Here is a 19,159-nt window from a genome sequence, read left to right on the forward strand (position 1 = left end):
CCGGGGTGTGCAGCCTCCCACGGTGCTGCACACCCCGGGCTCCAACCCCCTCCCCGGACGCCCTCCGGGAAGGGGACGCGGAAGAGCAGCGGGTCCCCCCACCGATCACGCCTGAGCTCACCGCGCGGACCGCGCCCGGAATGCCTCCCCGGGAACGCGGCCCGGACCGCGCCGGCCTCGCTACCCGGCGCCGGCACCGGCCCGTGAAACACCACGGCCGATGCCGCTGGTGGGACCCCTCTCGTGCGGGGGTCCCACCATCACTCCCAGCGTCCACGACCACGAACGGCTCACCGTGACCATCGGCATCCAGCCCCGCAACGGCATCCCGCGCTCACCGTCTGTCCTCGGCACCCCGTGTCCCAGGTGCAACGACCACCTGATCCTTGACCGGACCGGCCAGCAGACGCTGGAGATGATCGCCGGCGGCATGGCCGACGACGAGATCACCGAACGGAACGGCTGGAGCCCGGGGCAAGTGCAGTGGCACGTCCGCGGCATCCTCGAACGCCTGGAATCCCGCAGCCGGGTCCAGGCTGTCGACATCGGGTACCGTGCCGGGCTGCTCCCGCCCCTGTCGAATCCGCCCAGCCTGAACCGACCGCTGGACCCGCTGGAGTTCTACGCGTTCGTCTCCTCCACCCGAGGCAACCCCCGGCGCGTCACGACGCGGCTGCTCGGCGTCGGTACCGAGGCCGTCAAGTCCGCCCTTCAGAGGGTCCACAAGCGGCTCGGGCTGACCGACGGCAAACGCTACGGCCCACGCGCCGTCTACCTCCTCCACAACGCGAAGCTGCTGCCCGACTCCCATCCGTGCCTGTGCCAGCCCCTCGAACCACTTCCCTCGCCTGGCGAACTCGCATGCCTCAGGCAGGAGTTCGACGCAGCGCTGATAGGTGGGCAGGGCACACCCTGCCCCCGGTGCGGTGTTCAGGTGAAGCTCAACATGACCGACTACCGGGCCCTCGTCCTGATGGCCCGGGGTCTGAGGAATCCCGAGATCGCCGAGATCCTCAAGACGGGCAGTCGCTTCGTCGCGTTCCGCATCAAGAGGCTCCGAAAGGTACTGGAAGTCGCCGCCCGCCGCCCGATCAACAGGGCCGGGGCCGTCGACTTCGGTTGGCGAGCAGGGATCCTGCCCGTACCGGCCAACCTGCCCGCACCCCCGCCGGTGATCGAGGACCGCGCTCTGACGGTCATGCGGCTGATCGCCCAGGGCTCCACCACGCTCCAGGCCGCAGAAGCCATCGGGGTCGTTCAGGAGACCGTTGCGAGGGCGCTGCGGCGCACCTACGAACAGGTCGGCGTCACCGGCTTCTGTCAGTCGGTCGAGGCCGTCTACCGGCTCCACGGCCTGGGCGTACTGCCCGACGGACACCCCTGCGGCTGCACGCCTTCGCCCGGCGCTGCCCCGACCGCGGGGACCTGATGACGCCCCCCACCGCGGGCGCCTGCCGTCCCGGTCCCATCTGCCGCTCCCACCCGAGCCCCACCAAGGAGGTCCCGGTGCTCCTGCCCCCGTCCCTCAGCGCCCTGCTCGGCCCGTTCACCCCGGCCGCCGTCCCCGACACGGCTGACCTCCTGGACGCCACCTGGCAGGTCGACGCAGCAATCGACCACGTCCTCAAGCTCCTCGACCCCGACCCGGCCGGCCTCGCCGACGGCTCCTTCACCGGACCGACCGGCACCACGCTCATGCTCGCCGCCCCCGACCGCCACACCCCCGGCCTCTACCTCCGGCTCCCGGACGGCGGCACCACCCCCACGACGACGACGGCCCCGGTCGCGACCGTCACCCTGCCCCTGGCCGGTACCCTCCACCTCGCCGCCTACCGTCACCGCGTCGACGCCGTTCGCGGACGACCGCAGTACCTGCGCACGCTCGACCCCGGCCAACTCGCCGTCATCCACACCGGCGCCACTACGTCCCTGACCGGCAGCGCCGACAGTGCACAGCTCATCGTCGCGCACCAGCCGCCGGCACACCGCGGATCCCTGCCGCTCACGGTGGCCGACTGCCGGCGGGCCGGCGAGCACGCCCGGGCCTGCCTCACGGCACCACCCGAACAGCACGACAAGTACTTCCGCACCCAAGGGCACTGGCTCGGCGACATCCCCGCGCTGCACCCCACCGACCTGGACAGGTTCCACCACCAGAGCGCCCCCGCGCTCACCCGGCTGGCAGCCGACCGGCCCCTGATGAACCGGCTCGTCGAAACCCTCCGCTTCGACCCGGAGAGGTTCGAAGCCAGCCGCACCACTCTCCTGACGGACCGCCTGGTCCTCCACGCCGCCGAACAGCGCGGCTTCGAGATCCGGCTGAACGCCTCGTTCCGCCCGGACAACCAGCGCGTACCGCACGACCACGCCCACCCGCTCACCACACGGGTCCTGACCAGCGGGTACGTGCAGCACGTCTACCGTCGCACCGACCGGGGAACCGGCCCCTTCACCTCCCGGGACCTGGCACCCGCCGTCACCACCACCGAGCTGCCCGGCAGCACCTACAGCCTCGCTCCCGCCCTGGTCCACCAGGCGGTGATGCTGCCCGGCAGCACCACGCTGCAGCTGCGCGGTCCCCGCACCCGCACCGCGACCGCCGCGAGCGACCTCGTCCTGTCGCCGATCCACCGGCCGGCCCCCGACGACGGCGAACCCCTCCTGCACTCCCGCCCTCTCACGGACGCCGAGCACGAGACCCTGCGCGAACACCTGGTAGGTCAGGGCCTGCTGTCTGGTCGGCCTCGCGCTCACCTTTGACCAGGCCGAGGAGGGCCGGCAGACGCTCGCGGCCCTCCCTGGCGAGCACCGCCGGCAGATCGTCCGAGGTGCTCATGCCGCCGGGCCGCATCTCGATACCCGTGGCAGGTACCACGGCACGGCCGGGGCCGGCGGGCCGAACCCGACCCGGAAGACGGCGTCGTAGATGTCATCAGACTCAGCGACGGCGCCCACCGAAGCCGGCGCCGTGATCACCCACACCAGTTTGCCGGCCTCGGCAGGCCTTGGGTGGCGTGCGTGGTGTGGGCCGTACTGAGGGTCGGGTCGGTGGTCGGCGGCGCAGGTGCGGGGGGCTGGTTCGCGGGCGTGTGGGGCGCCGCGCGGTGGGCTTCGACGTGCTCGTGCGTCCTGTGCTGGTCCTGGCTGCCCATGAGGGTCCGTTCTGTGCGGTGGTTGATCGTCGAGAGGGATGGAGTTCCCACTTCCGGGGCACTCATGCGGCCGGTCACCCGCATGGCCGTAAAGCGCCATGCGTCGGGGGCGCGTGACCCCTACGGACACGCCCCCGAACCACGTGGCTCGTAGCGGGCGACGTCGTGGCGCGCCTCTCCTGCCCCGGCAAGTCCGGCCCCCGGGTGCGGAGGAAGTGTCCGCGCAGGTCAGCGAACGGTCGGAACGGGTCCGGGTAGCCCGTTCGGGTGGCGGTGAGGTTCGGCGGGCCGACGGGGCGGGCAGATCCCTCGACATGACGACATCTTCGACGAGGCGCCCTCGCCGCCGCCCGGCCGCCCGCGCCGTCCCCTCCACCGCTGCGCCCGCCCGCGTCCACGTGCCGCAGGCCTCGGCCCGGCCACGCGGAGCGGGCGGGTGCTGCCGGACGTGGTCCAGTGAGCACCTCGTGCGGGGCGGGGCGGTTGTGCGCACGACCTGGCACGAGCCCGCCTGCGCGACCTCGGATCGGGCGTGACAGCTCAGGCCCTTGGGACACCCGGTTCGGGCCCGGCGGCACGGTGGTGCGCCGCGACCTCCACCTCGGCCGGGAGTGGTCCGCCCGGCCTGTCGGGCGCTCGCCGACACCGGCACCGCGCTGCGCCCCGCCTCCTGGCCGGGCATCCGCTCCCTCACCCCCTCCACCTGTGCCACTGCCCTGGGCACCGGTGACGACGCCGATCGGGCGGAACCGTAGGTCCGCCGCCGGGCACTGACCGCCCTCGCCTCCGCCGGGACCGAACTCACCCGGCCGAACTCACCCGGATCGGGGAGGCGGTACGGGCCGACCACGCCTGCGAACCGCGGCGGCCGGTGGTGCTCCGCGCGCGTCTGCGGCAACCGCACCAAGGTCCGACCGGCCCCGGCCCGTGCCCCGCACCCGGAACGCGATCGGATGCCGGTCCGGGGCCGGTCGGGTGGCCGACCCGTCCGCCGCCCCTCCGGGCGGCTTCGGCACGGGAGCGGCCACAGCCGCGTGGTGAAGGCCGCCGGTCGCGCCAGCCTGACGACGGTGACGGTGACGAGTCGGCGTCCATTCTCCGCCACGTTCGCGTGCGTCACGTCTCCCGTCCGTGCGGGCACTCGGCGGTCTGTCGGCCGGGCCTGCGTCCGACACCCGTCCGGGCGTGCTTCGGTGAAACGGGGGCAGCCGACCCCGCAAGGCAACCGAGGCAGAGGGAGCAGCACCATGAGCGGACAGGAGCCCGCGATGCGGGCGCTCGGCTGGGCCAGGGCACTGCCCGTCTCCGGAGGCGTGCGGGCGGGCCGGATCTGGGCCCGGCGGCACCTCGACGAACTGGGCTGGACGGAACGCGCCCCCGAGACGGCCGATGCCGTCGTCCTCACGATCTCCGAACTCATCACCAACTCCCACGTACACGCCCGCAGCGACGCGGAGCTGGTGCTGACGTGGGACGGCAGCTGCCTGTACGTCAGTGTCCACGACGCGTCCAGCCAGGAGCCGCGCCCGCGCGAGGCCGGGCAGGACGCCGTCTCGGGCCGCGGTATGGCCCTGATCGACGCCCTCGCCGACACGTGGCAGACCCGGCCCGACGAGCGCGGCAAGACGGTCACCGCCTGCTTCCACCCGCCCGGACAACCGGGGCACTGACCCCGGCCGCCGACCGGTGCTGCCCCTGAGCCGCCCCTTTGGACGGCGCTCTGCGGGCCGCGCGGGCCACTTCTCGAAAAGGGAGTCGGATGAAGACGAGCAGACTGGTCGCCGGAGCGATGGCCGCGGCGACGACGGGGGTCCTCACGGCGGCACTGCACGCCGTGGCGGTTCAGGCGCGGAACAGACTGGAGCGCATGCTTCTTGACCAGGCGGAAGGCTTACGGGCCCGGTCGGGCGTGCCGCTCCGGCCCGGCCGCCGCCGCCCTCGACGCGCGGGGGTCGGGCACCGCGCACCTGCGGGCGGGTTCGGCGGTCGGCCGGTCGGGTAGGGTCCGCCCGCCAGTGCTCCCGGCCCGCCCCGGACCGCCCCGGGCCGGTCCGTGTCGCACGTACCCGGGGCGCACCCGGAGGGCACCAGGACGCGGCCCGCCTCGGGGCCGCGGACTCCGGTGCGTCACGCCATGGTGATTCCGGTCGTCACCGGATCTCCGAGCGGGGCTTCGTCGGCCGGCAGGCCGACCCTGCGGAGCGCATCCGCCGCGAGGTCCCGCGCCTCGGCCTCCGCCGCGCCGGAATCGGCGGCCTCGACCTCCAGCCGCAGGCTGAAGGCCGACGAGTCCGGGTAGAGGGTGAGGAGGTCCAGGTCCTCGGCCGCCCCCAGGTCCGTCTCGCGCGGATCGGACGCGCGCAGCGCACGGACCAGCTCCGCGCGGGTCTCGGGGGTCGGCTCGGTGAGGAAGGTGCCGGGAACGGTCACGACGTAGATGGTCATGCGACACGGATGCCCCGAAACGGCGGAGGAAACCCACCCTTCACACGCGGTGCCGCATTCGGCCCAAGACGCTCTGCCGGGCGCGCGACCTGCGGGGCGACCACGTCCTCACTGGTGCTGACCAACCTGGGCACCGTCACCGCCGGCCGCTCCACCGGCTCCAGATGCGCGTCGGCCGGCGCGGGGGGCCGACATCCGCGCGGCCACCGCGACCACCAGCAGGGCGACGGCCGCCCGGGTGCGAACCTTCGACCTCATCCGTGACCGGGCGCGCTGTGCGTCGGTGGGTGGGAGGTGCCGTGCCGGGCGGTGGCGGCGCTGAGTGCCACACGCGGTGTGAGGAGCACGGCGGGGTGGGCGGCCATGGTGAGGACTTCGAGGAAAGCGGCCTGGGCACGGCGGTCGTGAGTGCCGGCGGCGATGACCCGGTCGAGGTGGCGGGCGAGGAGTCGTCGGACCGGGGAGGGGGCTGGTCCTTCCGTGCCGCGAAAGGCGAGGTCCGCGGTGGTCGCGAGCATCCAGGGAGTGCTGTGGAGTGCGTCGAGGCGATGGTGGTACCGGCGGGCGAAGCCCGGTCGGACGCCCTGTCGGTCAAGGCTGGAGGCCAGCACGCGCGCGGAGAGCGCGGCGACGGTCATTCCCTGGGCGTAGACGGGGTTGAAACAGCAGCTCGAGTCGCCGATGGCGACCAGGTTGTCCGGCAGACCGCCGGCGCGCGCCAGGTGCCGTCGGCGGTTGGTGGTCGCGTTGGTGCATCTCACAGGGGTGAGGGGCTCGGCGTCGGTCAGGGCTTCGGCGATGGCCGGTGCTGGCAGCGATCGGGCGAAGGGTAGGAAGTCCTCCGCGGCGGGGGTGGGGCGGTCCCGACCGATTCCGTAGAGGGTGACGATCCAGCGGTCGCCCTCGACAGGGGCGATCGCACCGCCGCGGGTGGTGTGGGGGCCCATGGCCATGACGTAGCAACTGCGCCACAGCGCGGGCGGGCGGGGCAGGCGGAAGAGGCGGGTGGCATAGCCGGTGTGGGCGTTGACGACGGTTTCCGGCACGGGTGGACAGCCCAGACGGGCCAGCCACTGGGGGAGGTGGGAGCCGCGTCCGCCGGCGTCCACCACGAGATCGGCCGCCAGCTCCGAGACGGTGCCGGTGGTCAGGTCGCGGACACGGACGGCGCCCAGGTGCTGTGGGGAGCCGATGAGGCCGTCGGCCTGGGTGTGCTGGAGTAGGTGGACGCCTGGCACCGCGAGGACGCGCTGCCTGACGGTCGCCTCGATCAGCGGGCGGCTGGCGCCTACGGCGTGGAGGCCGGAATCGAACCGGACGCCCCACCCGTGTCGGGTGGCCAGCGCGAGGTCGCGGCCGACGTCGATGCGATGGCCGCCGCGGTCGCTCAGCTCGTCGGTGAAGTCGGGGAGCAGGGCGTCGATGGCGCGCAGGCCTCCGGTGAAGAGGGCGTGCACGTGCCTGTCCTGAGGGGTCCCCCTGCGGTTGGCGGGCGTGGCGGGCAGCCGATCGCGGTCGAGGACGACCACGTCCGGATAGTGGTCGGCGAGGACGCGGGCGGCGAGCAGGCCGGCGATGCCGGCGCCGACGATCACGGCGCGGCGTGAATCCGCGTGGTTCGGTGGTTCGGTGGTGCTCCGGACCGCCCTGAGACGCTCCCAGAGGCCTGGTGGCGAGAGTTCCGGGCCGGTGTCTGCCGAGCCGCGTTCCAACTGCACGGTTCCTCCAGGGTCTGCGGGAGTCAGGTGTGCCAGAGCCAGCCAGGAGTGTCGGGCGGGAGGGGACCGGGGCCCGAGGCGGTGGCGAGGAGCGGGATGAGGACCCAGTAGAGGGCCATGACCACGTTCATGAAGCCCACGCCGGCCAGGGCGCGCAGCCAGGCGTCGGCACGCCGGGTGAAGCGTTCGCCGCCTTGGAAGATGTGTACGGGACGGCCGCTGCGCTGGGCGCGCAGGAGCATGAACGTGGGCATGCTGGCCATGGTGACGGCGCCGATGGCGATGTTGACCAGCGGAAGCTGGTACCAGTGGCCGCCGAAGAGGGACAGGCTCCAGTTGGCGGTGGGCCAGGAGTATGCCCCGAGCAGGGTGATGAGGGTGCCCTCGATCACCAGATCGGTGACGAATCCCGTGATCAGGAGGACCGGGAGCAGGCGGATCATGCCCCAGTGGGGCTTGCGCCGCAGGACGGGGCGCAGCAGGAGTTGCTGTCCCCACGGCCAGACGACGAGGGCGGTGTACATCAGGATCTGCGCCGCGACGAGGGTTTCGATCTGCTGTCCGGGGTCGGGACCGTGCCAGCCCGGAACGTACGGTGCCCAGCTGGTGATGTTCAGGGCGTATCGGTTGGCGGCGGCGTACTGGCGGTCCCAGCAGCTGAGGAATCCCAGCCAGAAGGTGAAGGTGCCGCCGATGACGAGGGCCGCGTTCCAGGAGACGTTGTGTTCCCTGCGGCTCTGTCGCAGGGCGACGATGACGCAGCAGACGACGATGAGGATCCCGGCGGCCTGCTCGGCCCAGACGAGGGCGGCGCGGTGGGCGGGGATGGCGAAGTCCTTCGGGGCGCTGTGGATGTCCCCGGCGGCGAGCCACCGCGCGAAGATCACGGCCTGGGCGAGGAGCGCGACGAATCCGCACCCGGCCCAGACCGCGACAGGGCTGCGCCAGCGGCGGGTGCCGGACCTCGGGGTGTGAGTGGTGGTGGGTGCCGCATCGGGGGGCCGGCTGGTCACGGGGCCTCCGTGGGATCGAGGTGTCCGTACGGCCTGGGCTCGGTGGCCGAGTCGAGGGAGGTCAGGAGCCGGCAGGTTTCGGGTCCTGCCCGTCGGCGGCGAGCCCCAGGTGGTCGAGCAGCCAGTCGGCGAGGGCGGCGGCGCTGGGTTTGACCCAGATCACACCTGGCTTCATTTCGGTGCGCAGGGCGCGCTGGAGGCGTTGCTGGAGCTGGACGGCGCCGAGGGAGTCGAGCCCGAGCGAGACCATGCCGGTGTGCGGGCCGATGTGGTGCGTTGTTCGGCCGAGCAGGTCGCGGACGGTCTCGATGACGAAGGCCACCAGGAGTTCCCGGCGCTGCGACGGGTCGCCCGAAGCCAGGAGCCGGGCGCGGATGTCCGTCGCGTCGTCCATGGTGTCGTCGGGGAGGAGGAGCGGGGCGAGGAGGACGGACGAGCGCAGGGCCGGGTAGGGGGCGGTCCACCGGTCGGGATCCAGGGGGGAGTAGGCGACCTGCCGGTGTCCGGCGCTCAGAATGCGTTCGAGGGCTTCGATGCCGTCGGCGGGCGTGATGGTGAGGAATCCGCGGTCGGCCAGGTGCCGGCCGCGGCCGACGTCGCTCCAGGCGCCCCATTGGATCGCGGTGGCGGGCAGGCCGTGGTGGAGACGATGCGCCACGAGGCCGTCGAGGAAGGCGTTGGCGGCGCTGTAGGCGGCCTGTCCCGGCGAGCCGATGAGCGAGGCGACGGAGGAGTAGACGACGAAGTGGTCGAGATCGGTCTGCTCGGTGGCGCGGTGAAGGGCCCAGGCACCTTCGGCCTTGCCGCGCCAGACGCGTTCCAGGAGCCGGTCGTCGAGGTTGGCGACGGTAGCGTCCTCGACGACCCCGGCTGCGTGGAACACCCCGCGCAGTGTGCCGCCGCCCCTGCCTGCTGCCGTGACCGCCCGTGCGGTGACGGCGGGGTCGGCGATGTCGCCGCGGACGACGACGACATCGCTGCCCGTCGCCCGCAGGGCCTGAAGCTTCACCCTGGTCCGGTCCGTCGGCGTGGAGCGGGCGTTGACGACGATCCGGCCCGCACCGTGCCGGGCGAGCCATTCGACGGTGAGCAGGCCCAGACCGCCCAGGCCGCCGGTGACGAGGTAGGCCGCTCCGGGGCGTACCGGTGGCGGGGCGGTCCGCGCGGTGTCCGGTCCGGCGAGCACCTGGGCGGTGCACCGCCCGTGCGGCAGCAGCGCGGTCTCGGTGAGGAGCTGCCGGTCGTCGAGCAGTTCCGCCACGATGTCCGCGTGCGGAGTCGTTCCCTCCGTGAACTCCAGCACGCTGGGCCATAGTTCGGGGTGCTCGTAGGCCAGAGTTCGGAAGAGTCCGCGCACGGCGGCCGTGGACAGCGGAGACCGGCCCGCGCGGCTGAGGGCCCACAGTCGGGGCGGGTGGTCCCACTGCGAGAGCCGTCGGACGAGGGTGACGGCGTGCGAGATCAAGGTGCGACTGGAGTCCGCAGGGCTCTCACCGGGTCGCTCGTCGCCCAGCGCGAGGACGACTCCTGAGCATCGGGGCGGTGCGGTCGGGTCGCCGAGGGCGCTGGACAGCGACTGGTGGCGGCAGCCTGCCGTTCGGGCGTCGAGCTGCGCGGCGAGCTCGGTGGACCAGGCGGTGTCCTCGGCGGCGAGCAGGGTCCATGTGCCATCGGTGGCACGGGGCCGGTCCCCGGGCGCGGCGGCGGGGACCCACTCCTGGTGGGAGAGGCGGGCGGTGAAACGCTCGGTGGGCGAGGTGACGTTGCGGACCCGCAGGCCGCGGATCTCGGCGACCACGGTGCCGTCGGCGGTGGCCAGCCGGGCGGAGGCCGTGCAGCCCAGGTCGTCGGCCTCGTGCAGACGGACAGCGGCTCGCCGGGTGTGGGCGGTCGGTCCGAAGACCCGGACCCGCTCGAAGCCGGTGACCACCACCGGGCCGGGGGTGAGGGTGTGGTGGGCGAGCCAGACCGCGACGGCGCTCTGCACCACCTGGTCGGCGAGGGCGGGGTGCAGGGACATCGGCCAGGCGGAGACTCTCGCGCTCTCGTGCGTGCGCAGCCGGGCGACGGCCAGATCGTCGGCAGGGTGCACCTGGACGCGGTCGATGGCGGTGAAGGCAGGGCCGTGGACGACGCTGTGCTTGTCCCTGAACGTCCGGTGCAGTGCGGCGACTTCGCTGTCCTGCCAGCCGTCTGGATCGAGCTCGGCGGGGGTGAGGGCCGAGGGGCCGTCGTGCTCGGGCAACGCACGTACGGTGCCGCGCGCGTGCACGACGACGCCACCGGTGTCGCCTGCGGTCACGATCTCGACGAGGGCGGTGTCACCGGTGCGGACCAGCCGGGTGGTGACCAGCGGCTCCGGATCGAGGATGAGCGGTGTCAGCACGCTGACACCGGTGGTCTCGACACGGTCGCTGCCGTACAGGCGGACGGCGGCGGCCAGCATCATCTCGACCATCCCGGTGCCGGGCAGCACGGGGACGTCCGCCACCCGGTGGTCGTCGAGCCAGGGGAGCCGGACCGGGCTGACGGGGGTCTGCCACAGGTACCGTTCGGTGTGGTCCGGGTCGTGGACGAAGCCGCCGAGAAGCGGATGCTGTGTCGCGGCGACCAGTTGCGGGGCGACGAGCCGGTAGGGGGCGGTGTCGCCGCCGTGGCGGGTGCGGTGCCAGGCGATGCCGGGCACCTCGGCCAGCCGGCCGGGGCCGTAGCGGGTGGAGAAGTCGATGCCGTCGTAGCCGGCGGCCAGAAGGCGGCCGAGGTGGGTGAGGAAGGCGTCCTGGTCCTCCTCGCCCTGTTGCAGACTGCCGAGGGCGACGGCATCGTGGACGCCGTCATGGCGGGCGGTGTCCAGGACGGGCCGGACCGCCAGGGGATGGGCGGTGCATTCGATGAACAGCCGGTGGCCGTCGGCCAGGGCCGCCGAAACGGCGGTGTGGAAGCGGACGGTCTCGCGCTGGTTGCGCACCCAGTACGCGGCGTCCAGCAGTCCGGGCTCGCGCGGGTCGTGGGCGACCGTGGAGTAGAAGGTGAGTGCGGGCCGGGCCGGGGGCAGATCGGCGAGGGCGGTGCGCAGCTCGTCGAGGACGGGATCCACCTGGGGTGAGTGTGATGCCACGTCGACGTCGATCCGTCTCACCACGACGCCGGCGGCCTCCCACCGCGCGGTCAGGGCGGCGATCTCGGCACTGTCGCCGGAGACGACGGTGCTGCCCGGGGAGGTGAGCACCCCCAGCGCAACCCCGGAGGCGCCGGCTTCGTCGATCGCGGCCCGCACGTCGTCGGCGCCGAGCATCACCGAGGCCATCGCCCCGCCGGAGACGGCGGCCAGCAGCGAGGAGCGCCAGCAGATGAGCCGTACCCCGTCCGGCAGGCTCAGCCCGCCCGCCACCACCACCGCGGCGACCTCGCCCAGCGACTGCCCGATCACGGCCACCGGTTCGATCCCCCAGGACCGCCACAGCCGGGCGAGGGCGACCTGGACGGCGAAGAGGGTGGGCTGGATGCGCGACAGTCCCACCAGTTGCTCGGGACGGTCGATCATCTCGCGCAGGGAGAAGCCGGCCTCCCGGAGGACGAGCCCTTCCATCTCCTCTATCGCGGCCCGGAAGGCCGCTTCGCCGTGCAGCAGTGCCTGGCACATTCCGGCTCGCTGGGAGCCCTGCCCGGTGAAGACGAAGACCGGCCCCGGGTGTGAAGGCGGTAGCTCGGGCACTCCCGACGCCACACCCGCCGTTGGCCGACCTTCGGCGAACGCGCGTGCCCGCGTGGCCAGTTCGTGGTGATGGCGGGCGACGATGCCCAGACGGTGGTCCATGGGCGAACGGCGCATCGTGAGTGTGTGCGCGATGTCCAGCAGGGGGACGGCGGCCCCCTCGTCCTCCGCCCAGTCCGCCAGCCGGGCGGCGGCCAGGGCGAGCGACTGCGGTGATGTGCCCGACACCGGGATCAGGAAGGCTCCCGCACTGCCGTCCGTGTCGCCCGGCGCGCTCGGGTCCTGGGCATCGGCCGGGCCGCTCCGGCTGCGCGACGAGGTCGGGCGGGTAGGCTGGGGCAGCGGCGGAGCGGCCTCCAGTACGAGGTGGGCGTTGGTGCCGGTGACCCCGTACGAACACACCGCCGCCAGCCTCGTACCGTCCTCGACGGGCCACAGGGTGAGCTCGGTCGGCACGAACAGCCTGGACCGGCCGTCGCGCGGGATCGCGGGGTTCCACTCCCGGAAGTTGAGGTTGGGCGGGATCACACCTCGCCGCAGGCATTCGAGGGCCTTGATGGTTCCGGCGATGCCGGACACCGGTTCCGAGTGCCCGATGTTGGTCTTGACCGACCCGAGCGCACAGCGACCCCTCCCTCGGCCGTAGACGGCGTCGATCGAGGTGTACTCCACGGGGTCGCCCACAGCGGTCCCGGGCCCGTGCGCCTCCACCAACCCGACCTCACCAGGGTCGATACCGGCCTTCTCCACAGCCTCCCGGAACAGCCTCTGCTGCATCAGCGTGGACGGCGCGGTCAACCGGCCGGACTGGCCGTCGTTGTTGACCGCGCTGCCCCGTATCACGGCGAGCACCCGGTCCCCGTCCCTGCGCGCGTCCGCCAGCCGCCGGAGGACGAGTACCCCGGCGCCCTCGCCGCGCACATACCCGTCGGCCCGTGCGTCGAAGGCGTAGCACGCCCCGCGTTGCGACAGGAGCAGCGGGGCCTCGCAGTACTGCGTCTCGGGCGAGACCATCAGCAGCACGGCCCCCGCGAGCGCCGTGTCGCACTCCCCCAGGGTCAGGGCCCCGCATGCGGCGTCCACCGCCACCAGCCCGGACGAGCAGTGGGTGCTCACCACCATCACCGGCCCGCGGAGGTCCATCGCGAACGCCACCCGGCCGGCGGCGCCGGCGGCGAAGTTCCCGAAGAGATAAGGACTGTTGGGCGCGTCCTCGACCGGGCGGGCCTCCCGGAACAGGTTGTCCGGCGCGTACGTGCCCACGTACACACCCGTCCGTGACCCGCGTACCCGCGCCATCGGGAGTCCGGCATGCTCGACCGCCTCCCAGGCGACCTCCGCGAGCAACCTGAACTGCGGATCCACCCATCGCTGCTCGGCCGGCGCCACCGACAGCGCTACCGGATCCCACGCCCAGATGTCGCCGTCCAGGAAGCAGCCCAGACCGGCCCTGGCCGCGTCGTCGGGATCGTGGCAGGCCGCCAGCCGCGCCGCCCTCCACCGTCCCGCGGGCACCGGACCGACCGTCTGGTGACCGGCGGCCGCCAGACGCCACAGCCCGGTCGGGGACTCCACACCGCCCGGGAACCTGCATCCGACCCCGACGATCGCGATGGGTTCCGCACTCGATGCCGACATGGCTCCGCCCGCTACTCTGCGATCGCGGTGCTGTAGCGCCACTGGAACACCGGCACCTGTCGGCCTTCGACCGTCTCGACCTCTCCGGTCCGTTCGAAGTGGAGGTGATGTCCGTAGTACGTCACGACGGCCGTCTCCGACGTCTCGTCGATCGCGGCCTGCTGTACGTGGTGGAGCCCGTCCGGCCCACCTCTGAGAATGATTGTGACCATGGCATGGATCCCTTTTCGCCGACGGCAGGCAACTGAGGCGCCGTTTGCCGCTGACGTGACGCGATGGAGGGAATGCGGATCGGGGTCACAGGCCCCGCATGTGCTTCCGGATCGCCGACGATCACGGAAGAAGACCGAGTCATCCGGGCCTGAGCACCCTGGGAGCGACCCAGGGGCCGACAGCCGTGGAGGTATTTCTCATCAGCACTGGCTGTTGTCCGGTGCCCCACACTGAACTACAACACCGATGAGCCGTCAACAGCCCTACAGAGAAGAGAATGTGGACGCAGCCGGCAGTGGGGCGCGAAACCCCTCTCCGAGTGAATCGCGCGCCCCCGCCGACAGGCGGGCAGAGCGCGAGCACGGCGAACGGGCCACCGGGCAGGACATCCGCCTCACCCGGCCTGGCCTCGATCCCAGGCGTCGACCAGTCCCACCCGCCGGGCCTGCACGTCAGTCGCAGGGCAGCTTCTGGTGCTACGCCGCCGGGCTACCTCGCCCGTCGCCGCGCACCGGCACGAGCAGGAGGCGCGTTCGCCCTCCGCCGGTCCGGGGTCGTCCGGTAGGAGATCATGGGTGAGGGCGCGAGGGCGTGCCACGAAGGACTTCCGCTCGTGTCTCGCCCCGTCCGGGCGCGGCGTGCCGAAGCCATCGCCGCTCGGCGGGCCGACGCCGACCCCCGACCGTCGGCAGGAAGCTCGCCGCCGAGCCCGGCATCAACAGGTTCGACGTCGCGGGCCGGGGGCTGTTCGCGGCCCGCGTCGGTGGTGGGCTCACCGGTAGGGGCGTCAGCTTGTCAGGACGGGACCAAGGGGTCGGCACCGTCCTTCGGTGAACCTGACCTCAACAGCCCTGCTCTGTCGGGAGATCCGAGAGACAGCACCTGACCTGACGCTACCGCCAAGCCTGTGTGGGGGAGCGGTTGCAGTCCCATTGGGTGACGACAGCGCCGTTCTGCTGGGAGCCGCCCCTGATTTCCAGGCACCGGCGCGAGTTCAGATTCCCGAGATTGCCGGTCTGCCAGTCCCAGAACCACTTCTGGGTGTCTGAGCCGTTGCAGTCCCACTGATTGGCGCCGGCGCCGTTCGCCTTGGAGTCACCCCGAATCTCCAGGCACTTGCCCGAGTTCGCGTTGACAATGGTGCCCCATCCGCTCGGGTTGGAGCTATACCACTTTTGAGTGGCCGAGCCGTTGCACTCCCACTGGTTGGCGCTGGCGCCGTTCTCGGTGGAGTCGCCCCAAATCTCCAAACACAGACCCGAGTTGCCATTCCTCCAAGTGAAGGGCCCTGCCGAGGTCGAGGCACTGGCGGACGGTGCGCTTGCAACGACCATGATCATGATTGCTCCGGCTGCCAGTGCCGTCGTTCCCTTACTGATGCGAAGATCCACAGTTCTCCCCAGTTCTCCCCAGGCCGGTGGTAGCCCAAAGCTTCCCCCCTGGGGTTCGGCTGAACGGTTCGGTTGCAAAGTGGCTCGAAAACATGACCGCCGCCCGGCGTTTGTCTTGAACGGATTTCACCGGAAGCCGGTTCCGGGAATGGGGTCGCGGCGTCGGGATCTCGGCCCGCGCGGCCGGTCGAGCAGTGGCGTCGGCGAGGGCTTGGAGGGCTGGTCGGTGGGGTGGGCCGACGGGGACTGCTCGACCGTGTCGAACGTGTGTGTACGGCGCACGGTGGTGCGGGGCGCGCCGGGGCGGTGATCCGCTCGGGTTTCGCGCGCCCTACCGACGACTGCGCGCCGCAGTGATGATGAACGGACTGTCAGACCGCGAGTGATCCGAATGGCCCCGTGCCCCTGCCCTCCGGCAGGTGCGCGGGCGATGAAATGGAGTCCCACGGTGTTGCTTCTCATCTCCCCGGACAGCGTCGAGGAGGCCCTCGACTGTGCCAAGGCGGCGGAGTACCTCGACATCGTCGACGTCAAGAAGCCCGACGAGGGCTCGCTCGGCGCCAACTACCCGTGGGTCATCCGGGAGATCCGCGACGCCGTGCCGGCGGACAAGCCGGTGTCCGCCACCGTGGGGGACGTGCCCTACAAGCCCGGCACGGTGGCCCAGGCGGCCCTCGGCGCGGCGGTCTCCGGAGCCACGTACATCAAGGTCGGCCTCTACGGCTGCACCACGCCCGCCCAGGCCGTCGAGGTCATGCGCGGGGTCGTCCGAGCCGTGAAGGACTACCGGCCGGACGCGCTCGTCGTCGCCTCGGGCTACGCCGACGCGCACCGGATCGGCTGCGTCAACCCGCTGGCCCTGCCCGACATCGCCCACCGCTCCGGTGCCGACGCGGCCATGCTCGACACCGCGATCAAGGACGGGACGCGGCTCTTCGACCACGTTCCGCCCGACGTCTGCGAGGAGTTCGTCCGGCTGGCCCACCAGGCCGAGCTGCTCGCCGCGCTCGCCGGAAGCGTCAAGGCGGTGGACCTCGGTGAGCTGACCCGCATCGGCACCGACATCGTCGGCGTCCGCGGGGCGGTGTGCGAGGGCGGCGACCGCGACGCCGGGAGGATCCGGCCGCAGCTGGTGGCCGCCTTCCGGGCCGAGATGGACCGGTACGCCCGGGAGCACGCCGTCGCCGTCGCCGCCGCGGGCTGACCGGCGGCATGCCGACCGACGAGGCCGTGCCCTCCACGGGTGACCGGCGCTTCGCCGTCCTCGACCCGGCCACGGGCGAGGCGTTCGACGAGGCCCCCGACCAGCGGCCGGAGGAGGTGGACGCCGCCGTCGACCGGGCCCATCGGGCCTGGCGCGGCTGGCGGGCCGACCCCGCCGCCCGCACCGCCGCGCTGCTCGCGGCGGCCGACGCGGTGGAGTCGGCCGGGCCCGAGCTCGCCCCGCTCCTCACCCGCGAACAGGGCAAGCCCCTGGCCGAGTCGTCCGCGGAGGTCGCCCGTACGGTGGCCCGGCTGCGCTACTTCGCCGAGCTGGACCCGCGGTCCCGGCCGATCACGGACGGCCGGCCGGTGCGCAGCGAGGTCCGCTGGCGACCGCTCGGGCCGGTCGCCGCGATCGTCCCGTGGAACTTCCCGCTCCAACTGGCGTCGGCGAAGATCGCGCCCGCCCTCGCCGCGGGCAACACCATGGTGCTCAAACCCTCCCCGTTCACCCCGCTCGCCACCAGGCTGCTGGGGGAGGTCCTGTCCACCGCGCTCCCGGCGGACGTGCTGACGGTCGTCACCGGCCGCGAACCCCTCGGCGCCCGTCTCGCCTCCCATCCGGGCATCCGGCACGTGACCTTCACCGGCTCGGTCCCCACCGGGCGGGACGTCGCGAGGGGCGCGGCGGCCTCACTGGCCCGGGTCACCCTGGAGCTGGGCGGCAACGACGCCGCGATCCTGCTGGACGACGTGGACGTGGAACGGATCGCGGACCGGCTGTTCTGGGCGGCGTTCCGCAACTGCGGACAGGTCTGCATGGCGGTCAAGCGCGTGTACGCCCCGGTCCGGCTCCACGCGCAGGTGGTCGAGGCCCTCGCCCAGCGGGCGAAGGCCGTCACCGTCGGAGCCGGGACCGACCCGCGCACGCAGCTGGGTCCGGTCAACAACGCGCCCCAGCTGGCCCGGGTCGAGCGCTACACGGCCCGGGCTCTGGCGGACGGTGCCCGCGCCGCGGCCGGCGGCCGGCGACTGGACCGGCCCGGCTACTTCTTCGCGCCGACGATCCTGACCGATGTCCCGCGCGACAGTCCGGTGGTGACGGAGGAGCAGTTCGGACCGGTCCTGCCGGTCCTGCCGTACGGGAGCCTGGACGAGGCCGTCGAGGCGGCCAACGGCACCGGGTACGGGCTGGGCGGCTCGGTGTGGGGGACCGACCTGGACCGGGCCGAGGCGGTGGCCGACCGGCTGGAGTGCGGGACGGCGTGGATCAACCACCACGCGGAGCTGTCCCTCGCGCAGCCCTTCGCGGGCGCCAAGGAGAGCGGCGTGGGCGTCGCGGGCGGGCCGTGGGGGCTCTACGGGAACCTTAGGCCGTTCGTCCTGCACCGTCCGGAGGAGGCGTGATGAGGTTCGACGCCGCGGTGCTGCGCGGGTACGGGGGCCGGTTCGCCGTCGAGGAGGTCGTCCTGGACGGAGGCCCGGCGGACGGCGAGGTCCTCGTCAGGATCGCGGGCTGCGGGATGTGCCGGACGGATCTCGCGGTCCGGCGTTCGGCCGGTCGCTCACCGCTTCCCGCCGTCCTCGGCCACGAGGGGGCCGGGGTCGTGGCGGAGACCGGTGGCCCGGACACCGGCCTGAGTGTCGGCGACCACGTCGTCCTGAGCTTCGACTCGTGCGGGCACTGCCGGAGCTGCAAGGGCGGGGCCCCCGCCTACTGCGACTCCTTCGCTTCGCTCAACCTCTTCGGAGGGCGCGAGGAGAAGGCGGCGCGGTTCACCGACGCGGCCGGGCGCCGGCTGGCCCCCCGCTGGTTCGGCCAGTCCTCGTTCGCCGAGTACGCGATGGTCCCGGCCCGCAACGCCGTCCGGGTCGATCCGCTGCTGCCCGTCGAACTGCTCGGACCGCTCGGCTGCGGCTTCCTCACCGGTGCGGGAGCCGTGCTGAACTCCTTCCGGGCCGGCCCGGGCGACACCCTCGTCGTCCTCGGCGCCGGCGCGGTGGGCCTGGCCGCGGTGATGGCGGCGACCGCCGCGGGGGCGGTGACCGTGGCCGTCGACCGGCATCGCGAACGGCTGGCCCTCGCCGAGCGGTTCGGCGCGTTCCCGCTGCGCACCGCCTCGGCCGGCCTGTCGGGCCCGGCGGACCTGCCGGACCGCATCCGGCGGCTGACCGACGGCGGCGCGCAGTTCGCGCTGGACACCACGGCGTCGGCTCCGCTGATCAACGACGCGCTCCGGTCCCTGCGCCCGAACGGCCACCTCGGGCTGGTGGCACGGCTCCACACCCCGTTGCCCCTGGAGCCGGGGACCCTGGACAGGGGTCGGCGGATCTCCCACATCTGCGAAGGGGACGCGGTGCCGGGGCTGCTGATCCCGCGGCTGACCGGGCTGTGGCAGGCCGGTCGGTTCCCCTTCGACCAGTTGATCCGTACGTACCCGCTCGCCGCCGTCAACGAGGCCGAACGCGACTGCGAGGCGGGGCGGGTGGTCAAACCCGTCCTGGTGCCGTAGCGGAGGAGAGGCGGATGAGCGGGGGGCCGTGACAGCGGCCGGGGCCCGGCGGGCGGGAGCGGCTCCCGCCCGCCGGGCCCCGGCCTTCGTCGAACGGCGGCCCTTCGTCAAACGGCGGCCCGGCGTCGGACGGCGGTCCGACGCGCGGTGGTCCGGCC

The 19,159-nt window shown here is 72.9% G+C and carries 12 protein-coding genes and 1 pseudogene; 7 read left to right on the top strand and 6 right to left on the bottom strand.

The window, feature by feature from the left end; all coding sequences use genetic code 11:
- Window positions 1-229: 229 nt before the first annotated feature.
- The 4 genes and pseudogenes from PUR61_RS23665 to PUR61_RS23675 all read left to right on the top strand — a co-directional run bounded on the left by PUR61_RS23665 (window position 230) and on the right by PUR61_RS23675 (window position 4,822).
- A complete protein-coding gene (locus PUR61_RS23665) occupies window positions 230-1,429 on the top strand; it encodes a LuxR C-terminal-related transcriptional regulator (protein WP_329881379.1) in 1,200 nt (399 codons plus the stop codon).
- Between the two features lie 77 nt (window positions 1,430-1,506).
- Window positions 1,507-2,760: a hypothetical protein gene (locus PUR61_RS23670; RefSeq protein WP_329881380.1), complete on the top strand. Its 1,254-nt coding sequence runs from the start codon at window positions 1,507-1,509 to the stop codon at window positions 2,758-2,760.
- 1,162 nt (window positions 2,761-3,922) lie between these two features.
- A pseudogene (locus PUR61_RS45485) lies at window positions 3,923-4,072 on the top strand (CGNR zinc finger domain-containing protein); the annotation flags it as partial.
- A 327-nt stretch (window positions 4,073-4,399) separates the two neighbouring features.
- Window positions 4,400-4,822 carry an ATP-binding protein gene (locus tag PUR61_RS23675; protein ID WP_329881381.1) on the top strand — a complete coding sequence of 141 codons (423 nt, stop codon included), beginning with the start codon at window positions 4,400-4,402 and terminating at the stop codon, window positions 4,820-4,822.
- 457 nt (window positions 4,823-5,279) lie between these two features.
- Here the strand turns inward: PUR61_RS23675 and PUR61_RS23680 are convergent, their stop codons facing one another.
- From PUR61_RS23680 to PUR61_RS23705, 6 genes are all read right to left on the bottom strand, one after another.
- Window positions 5,280-5,597, bottom strand: coding sequence for a hypothetical protein (locus PUR61_RS23680; RefSeq protein WP_329881382.1), 318 nt, complete (start codon window positions 5,595-5,597; stop codon window positions 5,280-5,282).
- 254 nt (window positions 5,598-5,851) lie between these two features.
- Window positions 5,852-7,315 carry an NAD(P)/FAD-dependent oxidoreductase gene (locus PUR61_RS23685; protein WP_329881383.1) on the bottom strand — a complete coding sequence of 488 codons (1,464 nt, stop codon included), beginning with the start codon at window positions 7,313-7,315 and terminating at the stop codon, window positions 5,852-5,854.
- A 23-nt stretch (window positions 7,316-7,338) separates the two neighbouring features.
- On the bottom strand, window positions 7,339-8,328 hold the full coding sequence (locus PUR61_RS23690; RefSeq protein WP_329881384.1) for a spirocyclase AveC family protein: 990 nt from the start codon (window positions 8,326-8,328) through the stop codon (window positions 7,339-7,341).
- A 61-nt stretch (window positions 8,329-8,389) separates the two neighbouring features.
- Window positions 8,390-13,681 carry a type I polyketide synthase gene (locus PUR61_RS23695; protein ID WP_329881385.1) on the bottom strand — a complete coding sequence of 1,764 codons (5,292 nt, stop codon included), beginning with the start codon at window positions 13,679-13,681 and terminating at the stop codon, window positions 8,390-8,392.
- Window positions 13,682-13,692: 11 nt separating this feature from the next.
- Window positions 13,693-13,893, bottom strand: a complete 201-nt coding sequence (locus tag PUR61_RS23700; RefSeq protein WP_329881386.1) for a DUF5988 family protein — start codon at window positions 13,891-13,893, stop codon at window positions 13,693-13,695.
- A gap of 894 nt (window positions 13,894-14,787) precedes the next feature.
- Window positions 14,788-15,285, bottom strand: a complete 498-nt coding sequence (locus tag PUR61_RS23705; RefSeq protein ID WP_329881387.1) for an RICIN domain-containing protein — start codon at window positions 15,283-15,285, stop codon at window positions 14,788-14,790.
- Window positions 15,286-15,715: 430 nt separating this feature from the next.
- Between PUR61_RS23705 and PUR61_RS23710 the strand changes: the two genes are divergently transcribed.
- Genes PUR61_RS23710 through PUR61_RS23720 form a run of 3 tightly spaced genes read left to right on the top strand, consistent with a single transcriptional unit; the run spans window position 15,716 to window position 19,001 of the window.
- The gene (locus PUR61_RS23710) at window positions 15,716-16,489 is read left to right on the top strand and encodes a (5-formylfuran-3-yl)methyl phosphate synthase (protein ID WP_329881388.1); all 774 of its coding nucleotides are present in this window, start codon (window positions 15,716-15,718) and stop codon (window positions 16,487-16,489) included.
- Between the two features lie 8 nt (window positions 16,490-16,497).
- A complete protein-coding gene (locus PUR61_RS23715; protein ID WP_329881389.1) occupies window positions 16,498-17,895 on the top strand; it encodes an aldehyde dehydrogenase family protein in 1,398 nt (465 codons plus the stop codon).
- Window positions 17,895-19,001 (top strand): NAD(P)-dependent alcohol dehydrogenase, encoded by a 1,107-nt coding sequence (locus PUR61_RS23720; RefSeq protein ID WP_329881390.1) that lies wholly within the window; start codon window positions 17,895-17,897, stop codon window positions 18,999-19,001. Before PUR61_RS23715 ends, PUR61_RS23720 begins: the two co-directional genes overlap by 1 nt.
- Window positions 19,002-19,159 lie beyond the last annotated feature (158 nt).

Source organism: Streptomyces sp. BE20, assembly GCF_036322525.1.
GTDB lineage: Bacteria > Actinomycetota > Actinomycetes > Streptomycetales > Streptomycetaceae > Kitasatospora.

Bases quoted from the DNA above. Each gene is read 5' to 3' on its own strand.
- PUR61_RS23695 (WP_329881385.1), bottom strand. From the start codon at position 13,681: ATGTCGGCATCGAGTGCGGAACCCATCGCGATCGTCGGGGTCGGATGC.
- PUR61_RS23700 (WP_329881386.1), bottom strand. From the start codon at position 13,893: ATGGTCACAATCATTCTCAGAGGTGGGCCGGACGGGCTCCACCACGTA.
- PUR61_RS23710 (WP_329881388.1), top strand. From the start codon at position 15,716: ATGAAATGGAGTCCCACGGTGTTGCTTCTCATCTCCCCGGACAGCGTC.
- PUR61_RS23720 (WP_329881390.1), top strand. From the start codon at position 17,895: ATGAGGTTCGACGCCGCGGTGCTGCGCGGGTACGGGGGCCGGTTCGCC.
- PUR61_RS23675 (WP_329881381.1), top strand. From the start codon at position 4,400: ATGAGCGGACAGGAGCCCGCGATGCGGGCGCTCGGCTGGGCCAGGGCA.
- PUR61_RS23680 (WP_329881382.1), bottom strand. From the start codon at position 5,597: ATGACCATCTACGTCGTGACCGTTCCCGGCACCTTCCTCACCGAGCCG.
- PUR61_RS23715 (WP_329881389.1), top strand. From the start codon at position 16,498: ATGCCGACCGACGAGGCCGTGCCCTCCACGGGTGACCGGCGCTTCGCC.